Origin of the sequence: Kitasatospora sp. NPDC056184 (assembly GCF_042268405.1) — a bacterium.
GTDB lineage: Bacteria > Actinomycetota > Actinomycetes > Streptomycetales > Streptomycetaceae > Kitasatospora.
Genome location: NZ_JBHJUI010000009.1, coordinates 200,828 through 217,996 on the forward strand (window position 1 = coordinate 200,828; position 17,169 = coordinate 217,996).

Genomic DNA, 17,169 nt, shown 5'->3' on the forward strand with positions numbered 1-17,169 from the left:
CTGGCCACCGGCGGACCGCCCGGCGCGAGCGGGCGGCCCGCCGGCCCGGTCCTTGTCATGCCCCCACCATGGCAAGGGCCGCCCCCGGACAGCACCACCAGATCCCCCACACTCACACCGAAGGAGTCGGCGCATGCCCGCTTCCGAAGAGCCCCTCACCGGGACGGACGGTCCGATCGACCGCCGGATCAGCCGCAAGACCGTCCTCAGGGCCGCCGCCGTGCTCGGCACCGCACCGCTGCTGGTCGGCGGAGGCGTCGCGCTGGCCCGCGACCGCGTCGGCACCGGCGAGATGCCGGAGTTCACCCCCGAGTGCCACGACGGCGACGCCCCGACCATCGAGCAGACCGAGGGCCCCTACTTCAAGCCCAACTCCCCGCTGCGCACCTCGCTCATCACCGACAGCACCCCGGGCACCCGGCTCACCGTCAGCGGCTACGTCTTCGGCCGCGCCTGCCTGCCGCTGGCCAACGTCCTGATGGACTTCTGGCAGGCCGACGTGAACGGCACCTACGACAACACCGGCTTCGCCTTCCGCGGCCACCAGTTCACCAACGCCCAGGGCGCGTTCAGCCTCACCACGATCGTGCCCGGCCTCTACCCGGGCCGCACCCGGCACATCCACGTCAAGCTGCAGGCGCCCAACCGCCCGGTGGTCACCACCCAGCTGTACTTCCCGAACGAGCCGCGCAACAGCACCGACACCATCTACGACGCCCGGCTGCTGATGAACGTCCGCCAGGTCGGCTCGGCCAAGGAGGGCACGTACGACTTCGTGCTCAACGTGGCGCAGACCCCGACCCCGACGACCACGCCCACCACGCCGACCAGCACGCCCACCACGCCGACGCCGACCCAGACCGGCGGCGGCACCTGGGCCGCGGGCACCTTCTACAACGCGGGCGACCGCGTGACCTACGGCGGTTCCTCCTACCGGTGCCTCCAGGGGCACACGGCCATCGTCGGGTGGGAGCCGCCGAACGTGCCGGCCCTCTGGCAGCGGTTGTAGCGGCTCCGGCCGCGGCCCGAGGGTCGCGGGCGCCCGGTCGGCGGCAGGGCCGACCGGGCCGCCCGTCCGCCCGGTCCGCCCCGCGAGGCCGTGCGCGGGGCGGATCCGGGACGGCTCGCCCGGCGCTGTCAAGCGCCGGGCGCCAACGGTCCGGAACCGCTCGGGCCACGAAAAGAAGCGAATCCAGTCGATCTTGCCGACTGGTTAGGCTTTCAAATGTTCTCACGGTTAAAGTCAATCCATGCATGCCTGGCCCGCTTCCGAGGTTCCCGCCCTGCCTGGTCAGGGGCTCCCTCTCCGAATCCACGACACCGCGACGGGCGGCATCCGGGAGGTCGTCCCGCAGGACGGCACCGCCCGGATCTACGTCTGCGGCATCACGCCCTACGACGCGACCCACATGGGCCACGCCGCCACCTACAACGCCTTCGACCTGGTGCAGCGGGTGTGGAAGGACGCCGGCCACGACGTCCTCTACGTGCAGAACGTCACCGACGTCGACGACCCGCTGCTGCAGCGCGCGGTCGAGACCGGCCAGGACTGGGTGGCCCTCGCCGAGCGCGAGACCGCGCTCTTCCGCGAGGACATGACCGCGCTGCGGCTGCTCCCGCCGGCCCACTACATCGGCGCCGTCGAGTCCATCCCGTGGATCGTCCCGCTGGTGCAGAAGCTGCTGGCGAGCGGGGCCGCCTACGAGCTGGACGGCGACATCTACTTCTCGGTCGAGGCCGACCCGGGCTTCGGCGCGGTCTCCGGCCTCACCCGCGAGGCCATGCGCCCGGTCTTCGCCGAGCGCGGCGGCGACCCGGACCGCCCCGGCAAGCGCCACCCGCTGGACGCCCTGCTCTGGCTCGCGGCCCGCCCCGGCGAGCCCGCCTGGGACACCGAGCTCGGCCACGGCCGCCCCGGCTGGCACATCGAGTGCGTCGCCATCGCGCTGCAGTTCCTCGGGATGTCCTTCGACATCCAGGGCGGCGGCAGCGACCTCTCCTTCCCGCACCACGAGATGGGCGCCTCGCACGCCCAGGTCGCCACCGGCGACCACCCGTACGCCAAGGCGTACGTGCACGCGGGCATGGTCGGCCTGGACGGCCACAAGATGTCCAAGTCCCGCGGCAACCTGGTCTTCGTCTCGGCGCTGCGCCGCGAGGGCGTGGACCCGGCGGCGATCCGCCTCGCCCTGCTCTCGCACCACTACCGCGAGGACTGGGAGTGGACCAAGGCCACCCTGGACGAGGCCGTCGAGCGGCTCGCCCGCTGGCGCGCCGCCGTCTCCCGGCCGGACGGCCCGGCCGCCGAGCAGCTGCTCGCCGAGGTCCGCGCGGCGCTGGCCGAGGACCTCGACGCGCCCGCCGCGCTGGCCGCGGTGGACCGCTGGGCCGCCGCGCAGCAGGCCGGGGGCGGCACCGACATCGGCGCGCCCGGCCTGGTCACCCGCACCGTGGACGCGCTGCTCGGCGTCGCGCTGTAGCGGGCCCCGCAACGGCGGAGGGGCGCCGGGACCACTGGTCCCGGCGCCCTTCGTCGTACCGGCGCCCACGCGCCGGGCCGGCTCACTCGTCCTCGGCGCCGTCCTGGCTCTCCCGGGCGGACGGCGGCTCCGGATCGGCGGGCCGCTCCGCGGTGGCGTGCCCGGCGACCGGCTTCTCCCCGGTCGGCCCGACGTTCTCCCGGCGCCGCAGGTAGCGCTCGAACTCCCGGGCGATCGCGTCGCCCGAGGCCTCCGGCAGCTCCGCGGTGTCCTGCGCCTCCTCCAGCTGCTGGACGTACTCGGCGACCTCGCTGTCCTCGGCGGCCAGCTGGTCCACGCCCAGTTGCCAGGCCCGGGCGTCCTCGCCGAGGTCGCCCGGCGGGATGCGCAGGTCCAGCAGGTCCTCCAGCTTGTTGATCAGCGCCAGGGTGGCCTTGGGGTTCGGCGGCTGCGCGACGTAGTGCGGCACCGCCGCCCACAGCGTCACCGCCGGCACCCCGGCGTGCGTGCAGGCCTCCTGGAGCACCCCGACGATCCCGGTGGGGCCCTCGTAGCGGCTCTCCTCCAGGTCCAGCCGGCGGGCCAGCTCGGGGTCGGAGGTGACGCCGCTGACCGGCACCGGACGGCTGTGCGGGGTGTCGCCGAGCAGCGCGCCCAGGATCACCACCAGTTCGACGCCCAGCTCGTGCGCGAAGCCCAGCAGCTCGTTGCAGAACGAGCGCCAGCGCATGCTCGGCTCGATGCCGCGCACCAGGACGACGTCCCGGGTGGTCGGCTCGGTCACCCGGATCACCGAGAGCCTGGTGGTCGGCCAGGTGATCCGGCGCACCCCGCCGTCCAGCCAGACGGTCGGCCGGTTGACCTGGAAGTCGTAGTAGTCCTCCGCGTCGAGCGCGGCGAACACCTTGCCGCCCCAGGTCTCGTCCAGATGCGCCAGGGCCGCGGAGGCGGCGTCGCCCGCGTCGTTCCACCCCTCGAAGGCGCAGACCATCACCGGGTCGATCAACTCGGGAACATCTTCCAGCTCGATCACCCAGCGTCTCCCTCCGGTCGGCCGCCTCCGCCCCGCCCGGCCGGGACTGCCCGGGCGCCGGCGGGCCGGATGCCGACGGTCGAACCTCTCGTCACCCATGGAACGCCTCGCTCCATGGTTCCCTACCTGCCCAGCCTACGGGCTTTGAAGCCCCGTTCCGCCGGGCCACCGGGACAGTCTGGGGGAGGGGGCGGCCGTGATCCACCGGTTATCCGGGCGCACCCGCACGGTCCGCGGCGGTCCGGGCGCGCCGCGGCGCGGCGGCGGCGCGATGATGGGAGGCGGGGGCCGGACGGCGCGGTGGCGAGGAGCCGGCGGATGAACGGATGGCGGTGGGCGGGCGCCGCGGCGGCGGCCCTGGTGGCCGGTGCGGCCGGGGTGTCGGCGGTGGCGTGGGCCGCGGGGCGGCGGCTGCCGGTGGAGCACCTCAGCGGGGGCGGCCTGGAGCTGGCGCAGCCGCCCGGGGCGGTCTGGGAGGTGCTGACCGGCGTCGACCTCTTCCCGGCCTGGCGCCCGGACGTCGCGCACGTCGAACGGCTGCCCGCCACCGCCGCCGGCCGCCCGCGCTGGCGCGAGGACGGCCGGCACGGGCACACCGTCTACGAGGTGGTGGAGAGCGAGCCGCCGCACCGCCTGGTGACCGGCATCGCCGACCCCGACCTGCCGTACGGCGGCACCTGGACGTTCGTGCTCACCCCGGCCGGCGGCGGCTGCACGCTCACCGTCACCGAGCGCGGCGAGGTGTACCAGCCGCTGTACCGGGCCGTCTCGCACTACGTGACCGGTGAGGGCGCCGCCGTGCACCGCTTCCTGGCCGCGCTCGCCCGCCGGACGGCCGGGTAGCCGTCAGCGCACCCACTCGCGGCGGTAGTCGGCCCAGTTCTGCTCGGTGGCGGCGAAGTCCACGTACAGCCCGACGCCGAAGTTCCGCCGCTGGAGGTCGTACCGGCCCAGGCCCAGCCGGATGCCGCGGATCCCGGCGGTCACCGTCTCGGCGGAGCCCCAGTGGCCCCACTTGTCGTCCCAGAAGAACGGCAGGCCCATCAGCAGGTCGACGTCCTCCGGCGTGGCCTCCAGGGCGAGCTCGGTCTGGTAGGCGTTGTAGCCGCCGTAGAAGCCCTCGGTGGGCATGCTGGAGTCGTAGGTCATCACCGCGACCTGGTCGACCCGGCGGGCGGTGGCGGCGAAGTACGCCTGGTCCCACCACTTGCCGTGGCCGGTGAGCGCGATGCCGACGGTGTGCTGGTACGGCAGCGGGTCGATCTGCGGGACGGCCACCGACAGCACGGCGCCGCGTCCGGCGGTGACCGGGCGGACCCGCTCCAGCAGGTCGAGCCAGCCCTTCGAGCCGGGCCGGATCGGCTCCATGTCGAAGTGCACGCCGTCGAAGCCCTGGTCCAGCACCTGGCGGGCGGAGGCGGTGACCCGCTCGCGGGTGGCGGTGTCCTCCAGGTCGAGGCCGTCCTTCTCCGGCTTCACCTCGTCGCCGAGCCAGCTCTGCACCCGGATCCCGGGCAGGGCCCGGTGCACGGCGTCGGTGAACCACCGCGCGCGGGGGTGCACGGAGGGCGGCAGCGAGCCGTCGTGCTCCAGCGGGCCGGTGTGCACGTAGAGGTCGCGGACACCGGTGCCGGCCAGCCGCCGGGCGAGCCCGTCGACGTCGGCGTCACCCTTCCGGCCGTCGACCCAGGCGTGGCCCAGCCAGACGGCGTCGCGTCCCCGGGTGCGGGCCTCGGGGGAGGGGTCCCCGACGTACTGCAGGCGCAGCGCGAGCGCCGCCGAGCCGATCGGCACGGCCACCACGGCGAGCAGCGCACCCACCGCCACCAGGGCCTTCCGCCACCGGGACCAGCCGCGCCAGCGGGCCCCCAGCGCCCCCGCCCGGTCCCCCGCCCGGCGCAGCGCCCCGCGCACCCCGTCTCGAATGCGCGTCCGGAATGTGGTCATGCTGTGGGCTCCCCCCTCATGGCCGAACGCTCAGGATACGGAACAGGTGGTCACGCCCGGGCGGGGGCCGGATACCCTGGCCACGTGCGTTCCCGATTCAGCGGGTCCGCAAAGCCGACAGCCGTCGCACCCAGGGAGAAGCCCCATGGCCACCGCAGCCACCCCGTCCGTCACCCAGCAGAGCCGCGCGAACGCGCTGCGCGAGGCCCTCGCCACCCGTGTGGTGGTCGCCGACGGGGCGATGGGCACCATGCTCCAGGCGCAGGACCCGACGCTGGAGGACTTCCAGAACCTGGAGGGCTGCAACGAGGTCCTCAACCTCACCCGGCCCGACATCGTCCGCTCCGTGCACGACGCCTACTTCGCGGTGGGCGTGGACTGCGTGGAGACCAACACCTTCGGCGCCAACTTCTCCGCGCTCGGCGAGTACGAGATCTCCGAGCGCGTCTTCGAGCTCTCCGAGGCCGGTGCCCGGCTGGCCCGCGAGGCCGCCGACGCGCACGGCGCCGAGGACGGCCGGCTGCGCTGGGTGCTCGGCTCGATCGGCCCCGGCACCAAGCTCCCGACCCTCGGCCACGCCCCCTACGAGACGCTGCGCGAGGGCTTCCGGCAGAACGCGGCCGGCCTGATCGCCGGCGGCGCGGACGCCCTGCTGGTGGAGACCAGCCAGGACCTGCTGCAGACCAAGGCCGCGATCCTGGGCTCCAAGCAGGCGCTGGCCGAGGCGGGCCTGGACCTGCCGGTGCTGGTCCAGGTGACCGTGGAGACCACCGGCACCATGCTGCTCGGCTCGGAGATCGGCGCCGCGCTCACCGCCCTGGAGCCGCTGGGCGTCGACTACATCGGCCTGAACTGCGCCACCGGCCCGGCCGAGATGAGCGAGCACCTGCGTTACCTGGCGAAGAACGCCCGGATCGGCCTGTCCTGCATGCCGAACGCCGGTCTGCCGGTGCTGGGCAAGGACGGCGCGCACTACCCGCTGAGCCCGGCCGAGCTGGCCGACGCGCACGACGTCTTCACCCGCGAGTACGGGCTGTCGCTGGTCGGCGGCTGCTGCGGCACCACCCCCGAGCACCTGCGCCAGGTGGTCGAGCGGGTGCAGGGCCGCCCGGTGGCCGCGCGCGACCCGCGCCCGGAGCCGGCCGCCGCCTCGCTCTACCAGTCGGTGCCGTTCCGCCAGGACACCTCGTACCTGGCGATCGGCGAGCGCACCAACGCGAACGGCTCGAAGAAGTTCCGCGAGTCGATGCTGGCCGGCGACTGGCAGGCCTGCGTGGAGATCGCCCGCGACCAGATCCGCGACGGCTCCCACCTGCTGGACCTGTGCGTGGACTACGTCGGCCGCGACGGCGTCGCCGACATGAAGGAGATCGCCGGTCGGCTGGCCACCGCCTCGACCCTGCCGATCGTGCTGGACTCCACCGAGCCGGAGGTGCTGCGGGCGGGCCTGGAGGCGCTCGGCGGCCGCGCGGTGCTCAACTCGGTCAACTACGAGGACGGCAACGCCCCGGAGTCGCGCTTCGGCCGGATCGCCTCACTGGCCCGCGAGCACGGCGCCGGCCTGATCGCGCTCACCATCGACGAGGAGGGCCAGGCCCGCACCGCCGACACGAAGGTGGAGATCGCCGAGCGGCTGATCGCCGAGCTCACCACCGACTACGGCATCGACGAGGGCTCGATCCTGGTCGACTGCCTGACCTTCACCCTGGCCACCGGCCAGGAGGAGTCCCGCCGGGACGGCATCGAGACCATCGGGGCGATCCGCGAGCTGAAGCGCCGCCGCCCGGCGGTGCAGACCACGCTCGGCCTGTCCAACATCTCCTTCGGCCTCAACCCGGCCGCCCGGGTCGTCCTCAACTCGGTCTTCCTGCACGAGTGCGTGGAGGCCGGCCTGGACTCGGCCATCGTGCACGCCTCCAAGATCCTGCCGATCTCGCGGATCCCCGAGGAGCAGCGCGAGGCCGCGCTCGACCTGGTCTACGACCGCCGCCGGGAGGGCTACGACCCGCTGCAGCGCCTGCTGGAGCTGTTCGAGGGCGTCTCCTCGGCCTCGGTCAAGGCGTCCAAGGCCGAGGAGCTGGCCGCGCTGCCGCTGGAGGAGCGCCTCCAGCGGCGGATCATCGACGGCGAGCGGAACGGCCTGGAGGCCGACCTGGACGAGGCGCTGACCGCCCGCCCGGCGCTGGAGATCATCAACGACACCCTGCTGTCCGGCATGAAGGTGGTCGGCGAGCTGTTCGGCTCCGGCCAGATGCAGCTGCCGTTCGTGCTCCAGTCCGCCGAGGTGATGAAGACCGCGGTGGCCCACCTGGAGCCGTACATGGAGAAGTCCGACTCGGAGGGCAAGGGCACCATCGTGCTGGCCACCGTGAAGGGCGACGTCCACGACATCGGCAAGAACCTGGTCGACATCATCCTGTCCAACAACGGCTACAACGTGGTCAACCTGGGCATCAAGCAGCCGGTCTCGGCGATCCTGGACGCCGCGCAGGAGCACAACGCGGACGTCATCGGGATGTCCGGCCTGCTGGTCAAGTCCACCGTGATCATGAAGGAGAACCTGGAGGAGCTGAACCAGCGCAAGCTGGCGGCCCAGTTCCCGGTGATCCTCGGCGGCGCCGCGCTGACCCGCGCCTACGTCGAGCAGGACCTGCACGAGATCTACCAGGGCGAGGTCCGCTACGCCCGGGACGCCTTCGAGGGCCTGCGGCTGATGGACGCGCTGGTCGCGGTCAAGCGCGGGGTGCCGGGCGCCGCGCTGCCGGAGCTCAAGCAGCGCCGGCACGCCCGGGTGGAGGTCGAGGAGCCGGAGGAGGTCAACCTCGGCCAGATCCGCTCCGACGTGACGGTGGACAACCGGGTGCCGGCCCCGCCGTTCTGGGGCGAGCGGATCGTCAAGGGCGTGCCGTTCGCGGACTACGCCTCCTGGCTGGACGAGGACGCGCTGTTCAAGGGCCAGTGGGGCCTGAAGGCGGCCCGGACCGGCGAGGGGCCGTCCTACGAGGAGCTGGTGGAGACCGAGGGCCGGCCGCGGCTGCGGATGTGGCTGGACCGGCTGCAGACCGAGGGCTGGCTGGAGGCGGCCGTGGTCTACGGCTACTTCCCGGCCAACTCCAAGGGCGACGACCTGATCGTCTTCCACGAGGACGGCACCGAGCGGACCCGCTTCACCTTCCCGCGCCAGCGGCGCGGGCGGCGGCTGTGCCTGGCGGACTTCTTCCGCCCGGAGGAGTCCGGGGTGCGCGACGTGGTCGGCCTGCAGGTGGTCACCATGGGCAACCGGATCTCCGAGGCGGCCAACGAGCTGTTCGCGAACAACTCCTACCGCGACTACCTGGAGCTGCACGGCCTGTCCGTCCAGCTGGCCGAGGCGCTGGCCGAGTTCTGGCACGCCCGGGTCCGCTACGAGCTGGGCTTCGGCGACGAGGACCCGCAGGACGTCAAGGACATGTTCGCGCTCAAGTACCGCGGCGCCCGCTTCTCGCTGGGCTACGGCGCCTGCCCGGAGCTGGAGGACCGCGCCAAGATCGCCGAGCTGCTGAAGCCCGAGCGGATCGGCGTGGTGCTCTCCGAGGAGTTCCAGCTGCACCCGGAGCAGTCCACCGACGCGATCGTGATCCACCACCCGGAGGCGAAGTACTTCAACGCCCGGTAACGCCCGTGTTGCGCATCGTTCGCCCGATCCGGGCGACCCGGGCGTAGTCTTGATGACCCTGAACGGGCCGGTCCGCTCACCAGCGGGCCGGCCCGTGCCATCCCCGGGACCGATCCGGGCACGGACGGAAGGATCCCGCCATGACCACCATCTCCACCGCCACCCAGACCCTCGGCGGCGACGACCGGGGCCTCCAGGCGGTGCTGCTGGACATGGACGGGACGCTGGTCGACACCGAGGACTTCTGGTGGCAGGCCGAGGCCTCGCTCTTCGCCGACCTGGGCTACCAGCTGACCGCCGAGGACCGCGCCCACGTGGTCGGCGGCCCGATGACCCGGGTGATCGACCACCTGCTGAGCACCACCGGCGTGGACCTGTCGCCGGCCGACCTGACCGTGCTGATCAACCAGCGCTTCGTCGACCTGCTGGGCGGCGGGGTGCCGCTGATGCCGGGCGCCGAGCGGCTGCTCAACACGCTGGCCGCGCACGGCGTGCCGGCCGCGCTGGTGTCCGCCTCGCACCGGCACATCATCGACATCGTGCTCCGCTCGCTGGGCGCCGAGCACTTCGTGTTCTCGGTCGCCGGGGACGAGGTGCCGCGCACCAAGCCGCACCCGGACCCGTACCTGGAGGCGGCCCGCCGGCTGGGCGCCGAACCGGCCCGCTGCGTGGTGGTGGAGGACGCGCCGACCGGGGTGCGGGCCGCCGAGGCGGCCGGCTGCCCGGTGATCGCGGTGCCCTCGGTGACGCCGATCGAGCCGGCGCCGGGGCGCCTGGTGCTCTCCTCGCTGGAGCAGGTCGACCTGGAGCTGCTGCGCTCCCTGGTGACCTCGCGAGTGTGATTGTCGTCTCATTGCGGAGCGGCCGTACCCGCCGGTAAGCGGACGGGCCCGGCCGGTCCCGGGGAGCGTCCCGGGAGAAAACGGGCATTGCCTGACAACTCGTCGGAGAGTGCTGACCAGAGCCCCGCCGCCGTGTCCCAACCGTCACCTTTGCGAGTGTCGGGGGGGCGTGTTCGATATGGCACGCTACTCGGGTTCGTTCCACCCCCGAGCCCAGGCACCGCCGCTGACGGGCACCCCCGTCGTGCCCGCGATCGCAGCCGGACCGCACCCCCAGAAGGACGCGACCCGTGAAGACTTCAGCTGAACGACTGGCCGTGCTCGGCTGTGCCGGAATCGTCGCCGCCTCGGTGGCCGGCTGCGGCTCGGTCACCGACGCCGTCAAGGGGGACGGCGACAAGGCCGTCACGATGGGCACCACCGCGCTGACCAGCGCCCTGGACCCGGCCGTCGCGTACGACGCCGGCTCCTGGCTGCTGATGCGCAACACCTTCCAGTCGCTGCTCAGCTACCCGGCCGCCTCCAGCGCGCCTACCCCGGACGCCGCCCAGTCCTGCGAGTTCACCGCCGGCGACGCCACCCAGTACCACTGCACGCTCAGGAGCGGGCTGAAGTTCTCCAACGGCCACGCGCTCACCGCCGCCGACGTCGTCCACTCGGTCCAGCGGACCCTGAAGATCAACGACCCGAACGGCCCGGCCGGCCTGCTGTCGTCGATCAAGTCCGTCGAGGCGATCAACGACACCGAGGTGGTCTTCCACCTCGGCCAGCCCGACGCGACCCTCCCGGCCAAGCTGGCCGGCCCGGCCGGCGCCATCGTCGACCAGGAGGTCTACCCGGCCGACAAGGCGCTGCCCAACGACAAGCAGATCGGCTCCGGCCCGTACAAGATCGACGCGGTCGAGGCGATGGCCAAGGGCGGCCCGGCGAAGGTCGTGCTCTCGCCGAACGACAAGTACACCGGCGACGCCAAGCTGCGGAACAAGAAGTTCACCCTGCGCTACTTCGACAAGCCGGCCGACCTCAAGGCCGCGCTGGACAGCGGCGAGGTCGACCTCGCCGACAACAGCCTGGAGCCGAACACCGCCGCCCAGATCCTCTCCGACCAGCAGGGCGGCAAGACCGACCTGCGCGTCGTCGAGGGCGACAGCAACGACACCCGCTACCTGGTGTTCAACACCAAGGACGCCACCGCCGGCAACGTCGCCGTCCGCCAGGCCGCGGCCCAGCTGATCGACCGCAAGTCGCTGGCCCGCGACGTCTTCGCGCGCACCGTCCAGCCGCTGTACTCGATGGTCCCGGCCGGTGTCACCGGCCACAACACGGCCTTCTTCGACCGCTACGGCGACCAGGACACCACCAAGGCCAAGGCGATCCTCACCGCGGCCAAGGTGCAGACCCCGGTCAAGCTGACCCTCACCTGGTCGCGCTCGCGCGCCGAGTCCGCTGAGGCCGAGACGCTGAAGAAGCAGCTGGAGGCCGGCGGCCTGTTCCAGATCACGGTGCAGCAGGAGCCCGACTGGGACACCTACAAGAAGGGCTGGAACGAGGGCAAGTACCAGCTGTACACGATCGGCTGGTTCGCGGACTACCCGGACCCGGACAACTACGTCGCCCCGCTGATCGTCGACGGCGGCTCCTACCACCACGGCTGGGACGACCCGCAGATCAGCCAGAAGCTGGTGCCCGAGACCCTCAAGCAGACCGACCGGGCCGCCGCGACCGGCGCCTACGCCCAGATCCAGGGCATCGTGGCCACCAACGCCCCGCTCATCCCGCTGTTCCAGAACAAGGCCTTCTTCACCTCCCGCTCCAACATCACCGGCGTGGAGTCCACCGTCGACACCACCGGCTTCTTCCGCTTCTGGGAGATCGGCCGCAGCGGCAAGTAGGCGGCCCGCCGCCCCGGGCGCGCACACCACGGCGGCCCGTCCGTGCACGGGCCTACAGCGTGCCCGGGCGCACCAGGCCGCTCTCGTAGGCGTACACCGCCGCCTGCACCCGGTCCCGCAGCTGCAGCTTGGTCAGCACATGGCCGACGTGCGTCTTCACCGTCGTCTCGCTGACGAACAGCTCCGCCGCGATCTCCGCGTTCGACAGCCCCCGCGCCACCAGCTTCAGCACCTCCAGCTCCCGCTCGGTCAGCGCGTTCAGCGCCTGCGGCGGCGCCTCCTCGCCCGAGGGCAGCTTGGTGGCGTACATGTCCAGCAGCCGCCGGGTGATCGAGGGCGCCAGCATCGCCGCGCCGTCCGCCACCACCCGGATCGCCTGCACCAGCTCCTCGGCCGGCACGTCCTTCAGCAGGAAGCCGCTCGCCCCCGCGCGCAGCGCCTCCACGACGTACTCGTCCAGGTCGAAGGTGGTCAGCACCAGGACCTTCGCCGGACCGTCCCGCCCCGGACCGGCGATCCGGCGGGTCGCCTCCACGCCGTCCATCCGCGGCATCCGGATGTCCATCAGCACCACGTCGGGCTGCAGCGCCCGCACCTGGTCCAGCGCCTGCTGGCCGTCGCCGGCCTCGCCGACCACCACCAGGTCGGACTCGGCCTCCAGGATCATCCGGAAACCGGTGCGCAGCAGCGGCTGGTCGTCGACCAGCAGCACTCGGATCGTCACCCTACGACTCCTTGTTCGTCGGATCCCCCGTGGGATCGCCCTCGTCGGACGTGCGCGCCAGCGGCAGCGGGTACGGCGGGGGCGTGCCGCCGAACTCCGGACAGCTGGCCTGGTGGTCGCACCAGTCGCAGAGCCGGTTGCGGGTCGCCGGGAAGTCGCCGGTGGCCACCGCCCGGCCGATCCGCTCCCACAGCGCCAGCAGCTTGCGCTCCACCGCGAGCAGGTCCGCCTCGTCCGGGTCGTAGCTGACCACGTCCCCGCCGCCGCCCAGGTAGACCAGCTGCAGCCGCTTGGGGATCACGCCCTTCCAGCGCCAGACCACCAGCGCGTAGAACTTCATCTGGAACATCGCCTTGCCCTCGAAGTCCCTCGAAGGCGCCCGGCCGGTCTTGTAGTCCACCAGCCGGACCTCGCCGGTCGGTGCGACGTCCACCCGGTCGATGTAGCCGCGCAGCAGCAGCCCCGACTCCAGCGCCGTCTCCACGTACAGCTCGCGCTCCACCGGGTGCAGCCGGGTCGGGTCCTCCAGCCGGAACCACTGGCCGACCAGCTTCTCCGCGTCCGCCAGCCAGCGGGTCAGCGCCGCGCCGTCCGGATCCTCCGGGAACAGCCCGGCCAGCTCCGGACGCTCGCCCAGCAGCCGCTCCCACTGCGGGCGCAGCAGCCCCAGCGCCCGCTCCGGCGTCCGGTCGGCCGCCGGCGAGTCGAACAGCCGCTCCAGCACCGCGTGCACCAGCGTGCCCCGGGTCGCCGCCGGGCTCGGCGGTTCCGGCAGCCGGTCGATCACCCGCAGCCGGTACAACAGCGGGCAGGTCAGGAAGTCGCCCGCGCGCGACGGGGACAGCCCCGTCGGGGCCGCCGCCGGACGGGGCGCGACCGCGGCGGGACTGCTGGTCTCGGTCTGCTGCATACCCCAGACCCTATTGCCCTGCGCTGTCATCCCGCTGCCACGGTGCTGCCGGAAAGCGCTCGCCACGGGGTATGAAGGCAGTGGGAAGGCGAGGGGCGGACGCCGGACGGCGGCCGCGATCACGTAGCGTGGGCGCACCGGCGCGCGGCGCGCGGCGGGGGCGACGGAGGAAGGGAACACGGTGAGCGACTCCAGGGGGCAGCACACCTCCGACCAGCCACCGCACGGCGGCGGCGACCGGCCAGGGACCCCGCCGCCCCGTGAGCCGGAGCCCCGCGGCGGCATCCTGATGGGCCGCCCCTTCGGCGTGCCGATCTACGTCACACCGTCCTGGTTCGTCATCGCGGCCCTGATCACCTGGGTCTTCGGCGGTCAGCTCGACCGGGTGCTGCCCGAGCTCGGCGCCGCCCGCTACCTGGTCGCGTTCTCCTTCGCCGTCGCCTTCTACGGCTCGGTGCTGGTCCACGAACTCGCCCACACCCTGGTCGCGCTGCGCTACAAGCTCGGCGTGCGCCGCATCCAGCTCCAGTTCTTCGGCGGCGTCTCGGAGATCGAGAACGAGGCCGAGCGCCCCTGGCGGGAGTTCTGGCTGGCCTTCGTCGGCCCGCTGCTCTCGCTCGTCCTCGGCGGCGTCTTCTACCTCGCCCTCCGGGCCGTCGAGGTCTCCACCGTCCCCGGCGTGCTGCTCACCGGCCTGATGGTCTCCAACCTCGTCGTCGCCGCCTTCAACCTGCTGCCCGGCCTGCCGCTGGACGGCGGCCGGATGCTGCGCGCCGTCGTCTGGGCGGCCACCGGCCGGCCGATGGCCGGCACCGTCGCCGCCGCCTGGGCCGGCCGCGCGCTCGCCGTCGCGGTCCTGATCGGCCTGCCGCTGATCAGCTCCGCCCGGGCGCTCGACCGCAGCCGCACCGACACCCTGGTCGACGCCGTCCTCGCGGCCGTCCTCGCCGCGATCATCTGGAACGGCGCCACCGGCGCGCTGCGCAACGCCCGGCTCAAGGAGGTGCTGCCCGGCCTGCGGCTGCGCGACCTCGCCCGCCGGGCCGTCGAGGTCACCGCCGACACCCCGCTCGGCGAGGCCATGCGGCGTGCCCACGAGGCCCGGGCCGGCGCGGTCGTGGTCGTCGACGGCCGCGGCGAGCCGATCGCCATCCTCCGGGAGGCCGCCGTCCGCTCCGTCCCCGAGCACCGCCGCCCCTGGGTCGCCGTCGGCCCGCTCGCCCGCGACCTCGAACCCGGGCTGCTGCTCTCCGCCGACCTCGCCGGCGAGGACCTGCTGCGCGCCGTCCGGGCCACCCCCGCCGGGGAGTACCTCGTCGTCGAGGAGGACGGCCGCACCTACGGGGTCGCCGCGCTCACCGACATCGAACAGCGGCTGACCGCCGCCGTCACCGGCCGTTGAAAGGATCACCTGGTCAGCCGGACGGTTCGCTTCCCTTAGGATTGTCCGCATGTCCGAACCGACCGGTGCCGCCCGCCGACGAGGGCCCTTCCAGGTCGGGGACCAGGTCCAGCTGACCGACCCCAAGGGCCGCCACTACACGTTCACGCTCCAGGCCGGGAACCAATTCCACACCCACAAGGGTGCGTTCCCGCACGACGAGCTGATCGGCGCCCCCGAGGGCACGGTCGTGCGCACCACGGGGAACGTCCCGTACCTCGCGCTGCGCCCCCTGCTCCCCGACTACGTCCTGTCCATGCCGCGCGGCGCCGCCGTGATCTACCCCAAGGACGCGGGGCAGATCCTGGCGATGGCCGACATCTTCGCCGGCGCCCGCGTGGTCGAGGCCGGCGTCGGCTCGGGCGCGCTCTCCACCTACCTGCTGCGCGCCGTCGGCGACACCGGCATGCTCGCCTCCTACGAGCGCCGCCAGGACTTCGCCGACATCGCCAAGGGCAACGTCGAGCGCTACTTCGGCGGGCCGCACCCGGCGTGGAAGCTCACCGTGGGCGACCTCCAGGACAACCTGGTCGAGACCGACGTCGACCGCGTGATCCTCGACATGCTCGCCCCCTGGGAGTGCCTGGACGTCGCCTCCCGGGCGCTCGTCCCCGGCGGCCTCATCTGCTGCTACGTGGCCACCACGACGCAGATGTCCAAGACCGTCGAGGCGCTGCGCGACCACGGCACCTTCACCGAGCCGCAGGCCTGGGAGACCATGGTCCGCACCTGGCACCTGGAGGGCCTGGCCGTCCGCCCGGACCACCGGATGATCGGCCACACCGGCTTCCTGCTCACCGCCCGCCGGCTCGCCGACGGCGTCGAGCCGCCGCTGCGCCGCCGCCGTCCGGCCAAGGGCGCCTACGGCGAGGACTACGACAACGGGTCCCCCGAGCCCAGCCTGCAGGAGCGCGCGGCCGCCCGGGCCGCCGCCCGCGCCGAGGCCGCCGACCAGGCCGGCCTCGACTGAGACACCTCCCGGAGGGGTGGTACGGCGCCGCCGTACCACCCCTCCCGCGTTCCCGCACACCCGCGCCACCGCGCCGTCGCCCCGGTGTGGGACGATGCTCGCTCACACAGACCACTGGAGGGGACGCCTGGTGGAGACCGCGGTCGGGACGACGGCTGGACAGCAGACCGCAACGGGCCGTGGCGGCCCCCGGCACGGGCGCACCGCCCCCTGGCACTGGGCCGTGACGGTGGCCGGCTGCGCCGCCGTGGTGGCCGCCGGGCTCGCCGCGGGCCCCGCGAGCGGCGCCCCCGGGCCCGCCCGGACCACCCCCAGGGCCCTCCCCGCGGCCGCCGCCCCCGACCCCGCGAAGGCCGAACTCCCGCTCGACTGCGGGCCGTTCCCGGTGACCGTGTCCGTCAGCTTCGCCGCCGACCTCGGCGACGGCCGCCCCGGCACCGTCGCCGCCGCGCACTGCGCCGCCGAGAACGGCACCCCGCCCGACGCCGTCTACCTGCTCGGCGCCGGCCCCGGCGGGCGGCCCGCCGTGCTGGCCACCCTGCTCTCCGAGCGCGAGAACCTCACCGTCAGCCGCCTGGCGCTGCGCTCCGACGGCGCCGTCACCGCCCACGCGCGGGGCTACTCCGGCGACGACGTGCCGCGGTTCGCGCCCGACATCTCGCTCGACCTCACCTGGACGCACAAGGGCGGCGGCTGGGACCGCTCCCAGACCGCCGCCCCGATCGCCTCGACCTGAGCGCTACCGGCGCTTCACTCCGCGTCAGGTCCGTACACCTCGACGCCGTCCGCGGCCCGGCGCACGTGGATGCAGTCGCCCGGGCAGTCCTTCACCGAGTCCACCACGTCCTGAAGCAGCGTCAGCGGCACCCGAACCGTCTCGCCGGGCTGCTGGCGCAACTCGTCGTCCTCGCCCTTCACATAGGCGAGGCCGTCGATGTCCAGCTCGAAGACCTCCGGCGCGTACTGCGCGCAGATGCCGTCGCCGGTGCACAGATCCTGGTCGATCCACACCTCCAGCGGCTCGGCCGCCGCCGTCGACTCGCTCACCGACATGATGATTGTCCGCCGTTTCTGTCCCGGGACGCCCCGTCCTGGGGCATTCCCGCCATTCGTACAACGATCGGCCCCTGTGTGCCGGTCGCGATCGGATATCGACTCGATCGACGATACATCTGGTCCGCTTTGGCCCGTGCGCGGTGGGTATCCCCCTAGCAGAGGGGAAGCACGCGAGGGCGAAGATCGGACACGCCCGTTCCATCTTTCTTGATCTAGGGG

General features: G+C 73.1%; 14 protein-coding genes. 9 read left to right on the forward strand and 5 right to left on the reverse strand.

Annotated elements, in window-relative coordinates:
• Positions 1–133 precede the first annotated feature (133 nt).
• Both ACFC0B_RS20075 and mshC read left to right on the forward strand, forming a co-directional pair.
• Positions 134–1,009, forward strand: coding sequence for a carbohydrate-binding protein (locus tag ACFC0B_RS20075; RefSeq protein WP_376087254.1), 876 nt, complete (start codon positions 134–136; stop codon positions 1,007–1,009).
• A 241-nt stretch (positions 1,010–1,250) separates the two neighbouring features.
• A complete protein-coding gene (gene mshC, locus ACFC0B_RS20080) occupies positions 1,251–2,480 on the forward strand; it encodes a cysteine--1-D-myo-inosityl 2-amino-2-deoxy-alpha-D-glucopyranoside ligase (protein WP_376087256.1) in 1,230 nt (409 codons plus the stop codon).
• An 82-nt stretch (positions 2,481–2,562) separates the two neighbouring features.
• Here mshC and ACFC0B_RS20085 read toward each other — a convergent pair whose 3' ends face one another.
• Complete coding sequence (locus ACFC0B_RS20085; protein WP_376087258.1) at positions 2,563–3,513, reverse strand: PAC2 family protein; 951 nt, start codon at positions 3,511–3,513, stop codon at positions 2,563–2,565.
• A 318-nt stretch (positions 3,514–3,831) separates the two neighbouring features.
• On the opposite strand from ACFC0B_RS20085, the gene ACFC0B_RS20090 reads away from it, so the two are divergent.
• Positions 3,832–4,356: an SRPBCC domain-containing protein gene (locus ACFC0B_RS20090; RefSeq protein WP_376087260.1), complete on the forward strand. Its 525-nt coding sequence runs from the start codon at positions 3,832–3,834 to the stop codon at positions 4,354–4,356.
• Positions 4,357–4,359: 3 nt separating this feature from the next.
• Here ACFC0B_RS20090 and ACFC0B_RS20095 read toward each other — a convergent pair whose 3' ends face one another.
• Complete coding sequence (locus ACFC0B_RS20095; RefSeq protein ID WP_376087262.1) at positions 4,360–5,460, reverse strand: hypothetical protein; 1,101 nt, start codon at positions 5,458–5,460, stop codon at positions 4,360–4,362.
• Positions 5,461–5,605: 145 nt separating this feature from the next.
• Here ACFC0B_RS20095 and metH point away from each other — a divergent pair, with 145 nt between their 5' ends.
• The 3 genes from metH to ACFC0B_RS20110 all read left to right on the forward strand — a co-directional run bounded on the left by metH (position 5,606) and on the right by ACFC0B_RS20110 (position 11,849).
• Positions 5,606–9,115, forward strand: coding sequence for a methionine synthase (gene metH, locus ACFC0B_RS20100; protein ID WP_376087264.1), 3,510 nt, complete (start codon positions 5,606–5,608; stop codon positions 9,113–9,115).
• A 140-nt stretch (positions 9,116–9,255) separates the two neighbouring features.
• Positions 9,256–9,957: an HAD family hydrolase gene (locus ACFC0B_RS20105; protein ID WP_376087266.1), complete on the forward strand. Its 702-nt coding sequence runs from the start codon at positions 9,256–9,258 to the stop codon at positions 9,955–9,957.
• Positions 9,958–10,247: 290 nt separating this feature from the next.
• Positions 10,248–11,849 carry an ABC transporter substrate-binding protein gene (locus ACFC0B_RS20110; RefSeq protein WP_376087268.1) on the forward strand — a complete coding sequence of 534 codons (1,602 nt, stop codon included), beginning with the start codon at positions 10,248–10,250 and terminating at the stop codon, positions 11,847–11,849.
• A gap of 52 nt (positions 11,850–11,901) precedes the next feature.
• On the opposite strand, the gene ACFC0B_RS20115 is transcribed toward ACFC0B_RS20110, so the two are convergent.
• The gene (locus tag ACFC0B_RS20115; protein WP_148647703.1) at positions 11,902–12,573 is read right to left on the reverse strand and encodes a response regulator transcription factor; all 672 of its coding nucleotides are present in this window, start codon (positions 12,571–12,573) and stop codon (positions 11,902–11,904) included.
• Position 12,574: 1 nt separating this feature from the next.
• A complete protein-coding gene (locus ACFC0B_RS20120) occupies positions 12,575–13,483 on the reverse strand; it encodes a RecB family exonuclease (RefSeq protein ID WP_376087270.1) in 909 nt (302 codons plus the stop codon).
• Between the two features lie 181 nt (positions 13,484–13,664).
• Between ACFC0B_RS20120 and ACFC0B_RS20125 the strand changes: the two genes are divergently transcribed.
• From ACFC0B_RS20125 to ACFC0B_RS20135, 3 genes are all read left to right on the forward strand, one after another.
• Complete coding sequence (locus ACFC0B_RS20125) at positions 13,665–14,885, forward strand: site-2 protease family protein (RefSeq protein ID WP_376087272.1); 1,221 nt, start codon at positions 13,665–13,667, stop codon at positions 14,883–14,885.
• A 49-nt stretch (positions 14,886–14,934) separates the two neighbouring features.
• Positions 14,935–15,894 carry a tRNA (adenine-N1)-methyltransferase gene (locus tag ACFC0B_RS20130; RefSeq protein WP_376087274.1) on the forward strand — a complete coding sequence of 320 codons (960 nt, stop codon included), beginning with the start codon at positions 14,935–14,937 and terminating at the stop codon, positions 15,892–15,894.
• 130 nt (positions 15,895–16,024) lie between these two features.
• Positions 16,025–16,630: a hypothetical protein gene (locus ACFC0B_RS20135; protein ID WP_376087276.1), complete on the forward strand. Its 606-nt coding sequence runs from the start codon at positions 16,025–16,027 to the stop codon at positions 16,628–16,630.
• 14 nt (positions 16,631–16,644) lie between these two features.
• On the opposite strand, the gene ACFC0B_RS20140 is transcribed toward ACFC0B_RS20135, so the two are convergent.
• Entirely contained in the window at positions 16,645–16,947 is a 303-nt protein-coding gene (locus ACFC0B_RS20140; RefSeq protein ID WP_376087278.1) for a ferredoxin, read from the reverse strand.
• Positions 16,948–17,169: the final 222 nt, after the last annotated feature.

What these genes read in the sequence shown, in the direction of transcription:
- ACFC0B_RS20075 (WP_376087254.1), top strand. Translation starts at nt 134, where the DNA reads ATGCCCGCTTCCGAAGAGCCCCTCACCGGGACGGACGGTCCGATCGAC.
- mshC (WP_376087256.1), top strand. Translation starts at nt 1,251, where the DNA reads ATGCATGCCTGGCCCGCTTCCGAGGTTCCCGCCCTGCCTGGTCAGGGG.
- ACFC0B_RS20090 (WP_376087260.1), top strand. Translation starts at nt 3,832, where the DNA reads ATGAACGGATGGCGGTGGGCGGGCGCCGCGGCGGCGGCCCTGGTGGCC.
- ACFC0B_RS20095 (WP_376087262.1), bottom strand. Translation starts at nt 5,460, where the DNA reads ATGACCACATTCCGGACGCGCATTCGAGACGGGGTGCGCGGGGCGCTG.
- metH (WP_376087264.1), top strand. Translation starts at nt 5,606, where the DNA reads ATGGCCACCGCAGCCACCCCGTCCGTCACCCAGCAGAGCCGCGCGAAC.
- ACFC0B_RS20105 (WP_376087266.1), top strand. Translation starts at nt 9,256, where the DNA reads ATGACCACCATCTCCACCGCCACCCAGACCCTCGGCGGCGACGACCGG.
- ACFC0B_RS20120 (WP_376087270.1), bottom strand. Translation starts at nt 13,483, where the DNA reads ATGCAGCAGACCGAGACCAGCAGTCCCGCCGCGGTCGCGCCCCGTCCG.
- ACFC0B_RS20130 (WP_376087274.1), top strand. Translation starts at nt 14,935, where the DNA reads ATGTCCGAACCGACCGGTGCCGCCCGCCGACGAGGGCCCTTCCAGGTC.
- ACFC0B_RS20140 (WP_376087278.1), bottom strand. Translation starts at nt 16,947, where the DNA reads ATGTCGGTGAGCGAGTCGACGGCGGCGGCCGAGCCGCTGGAGGTGTGG.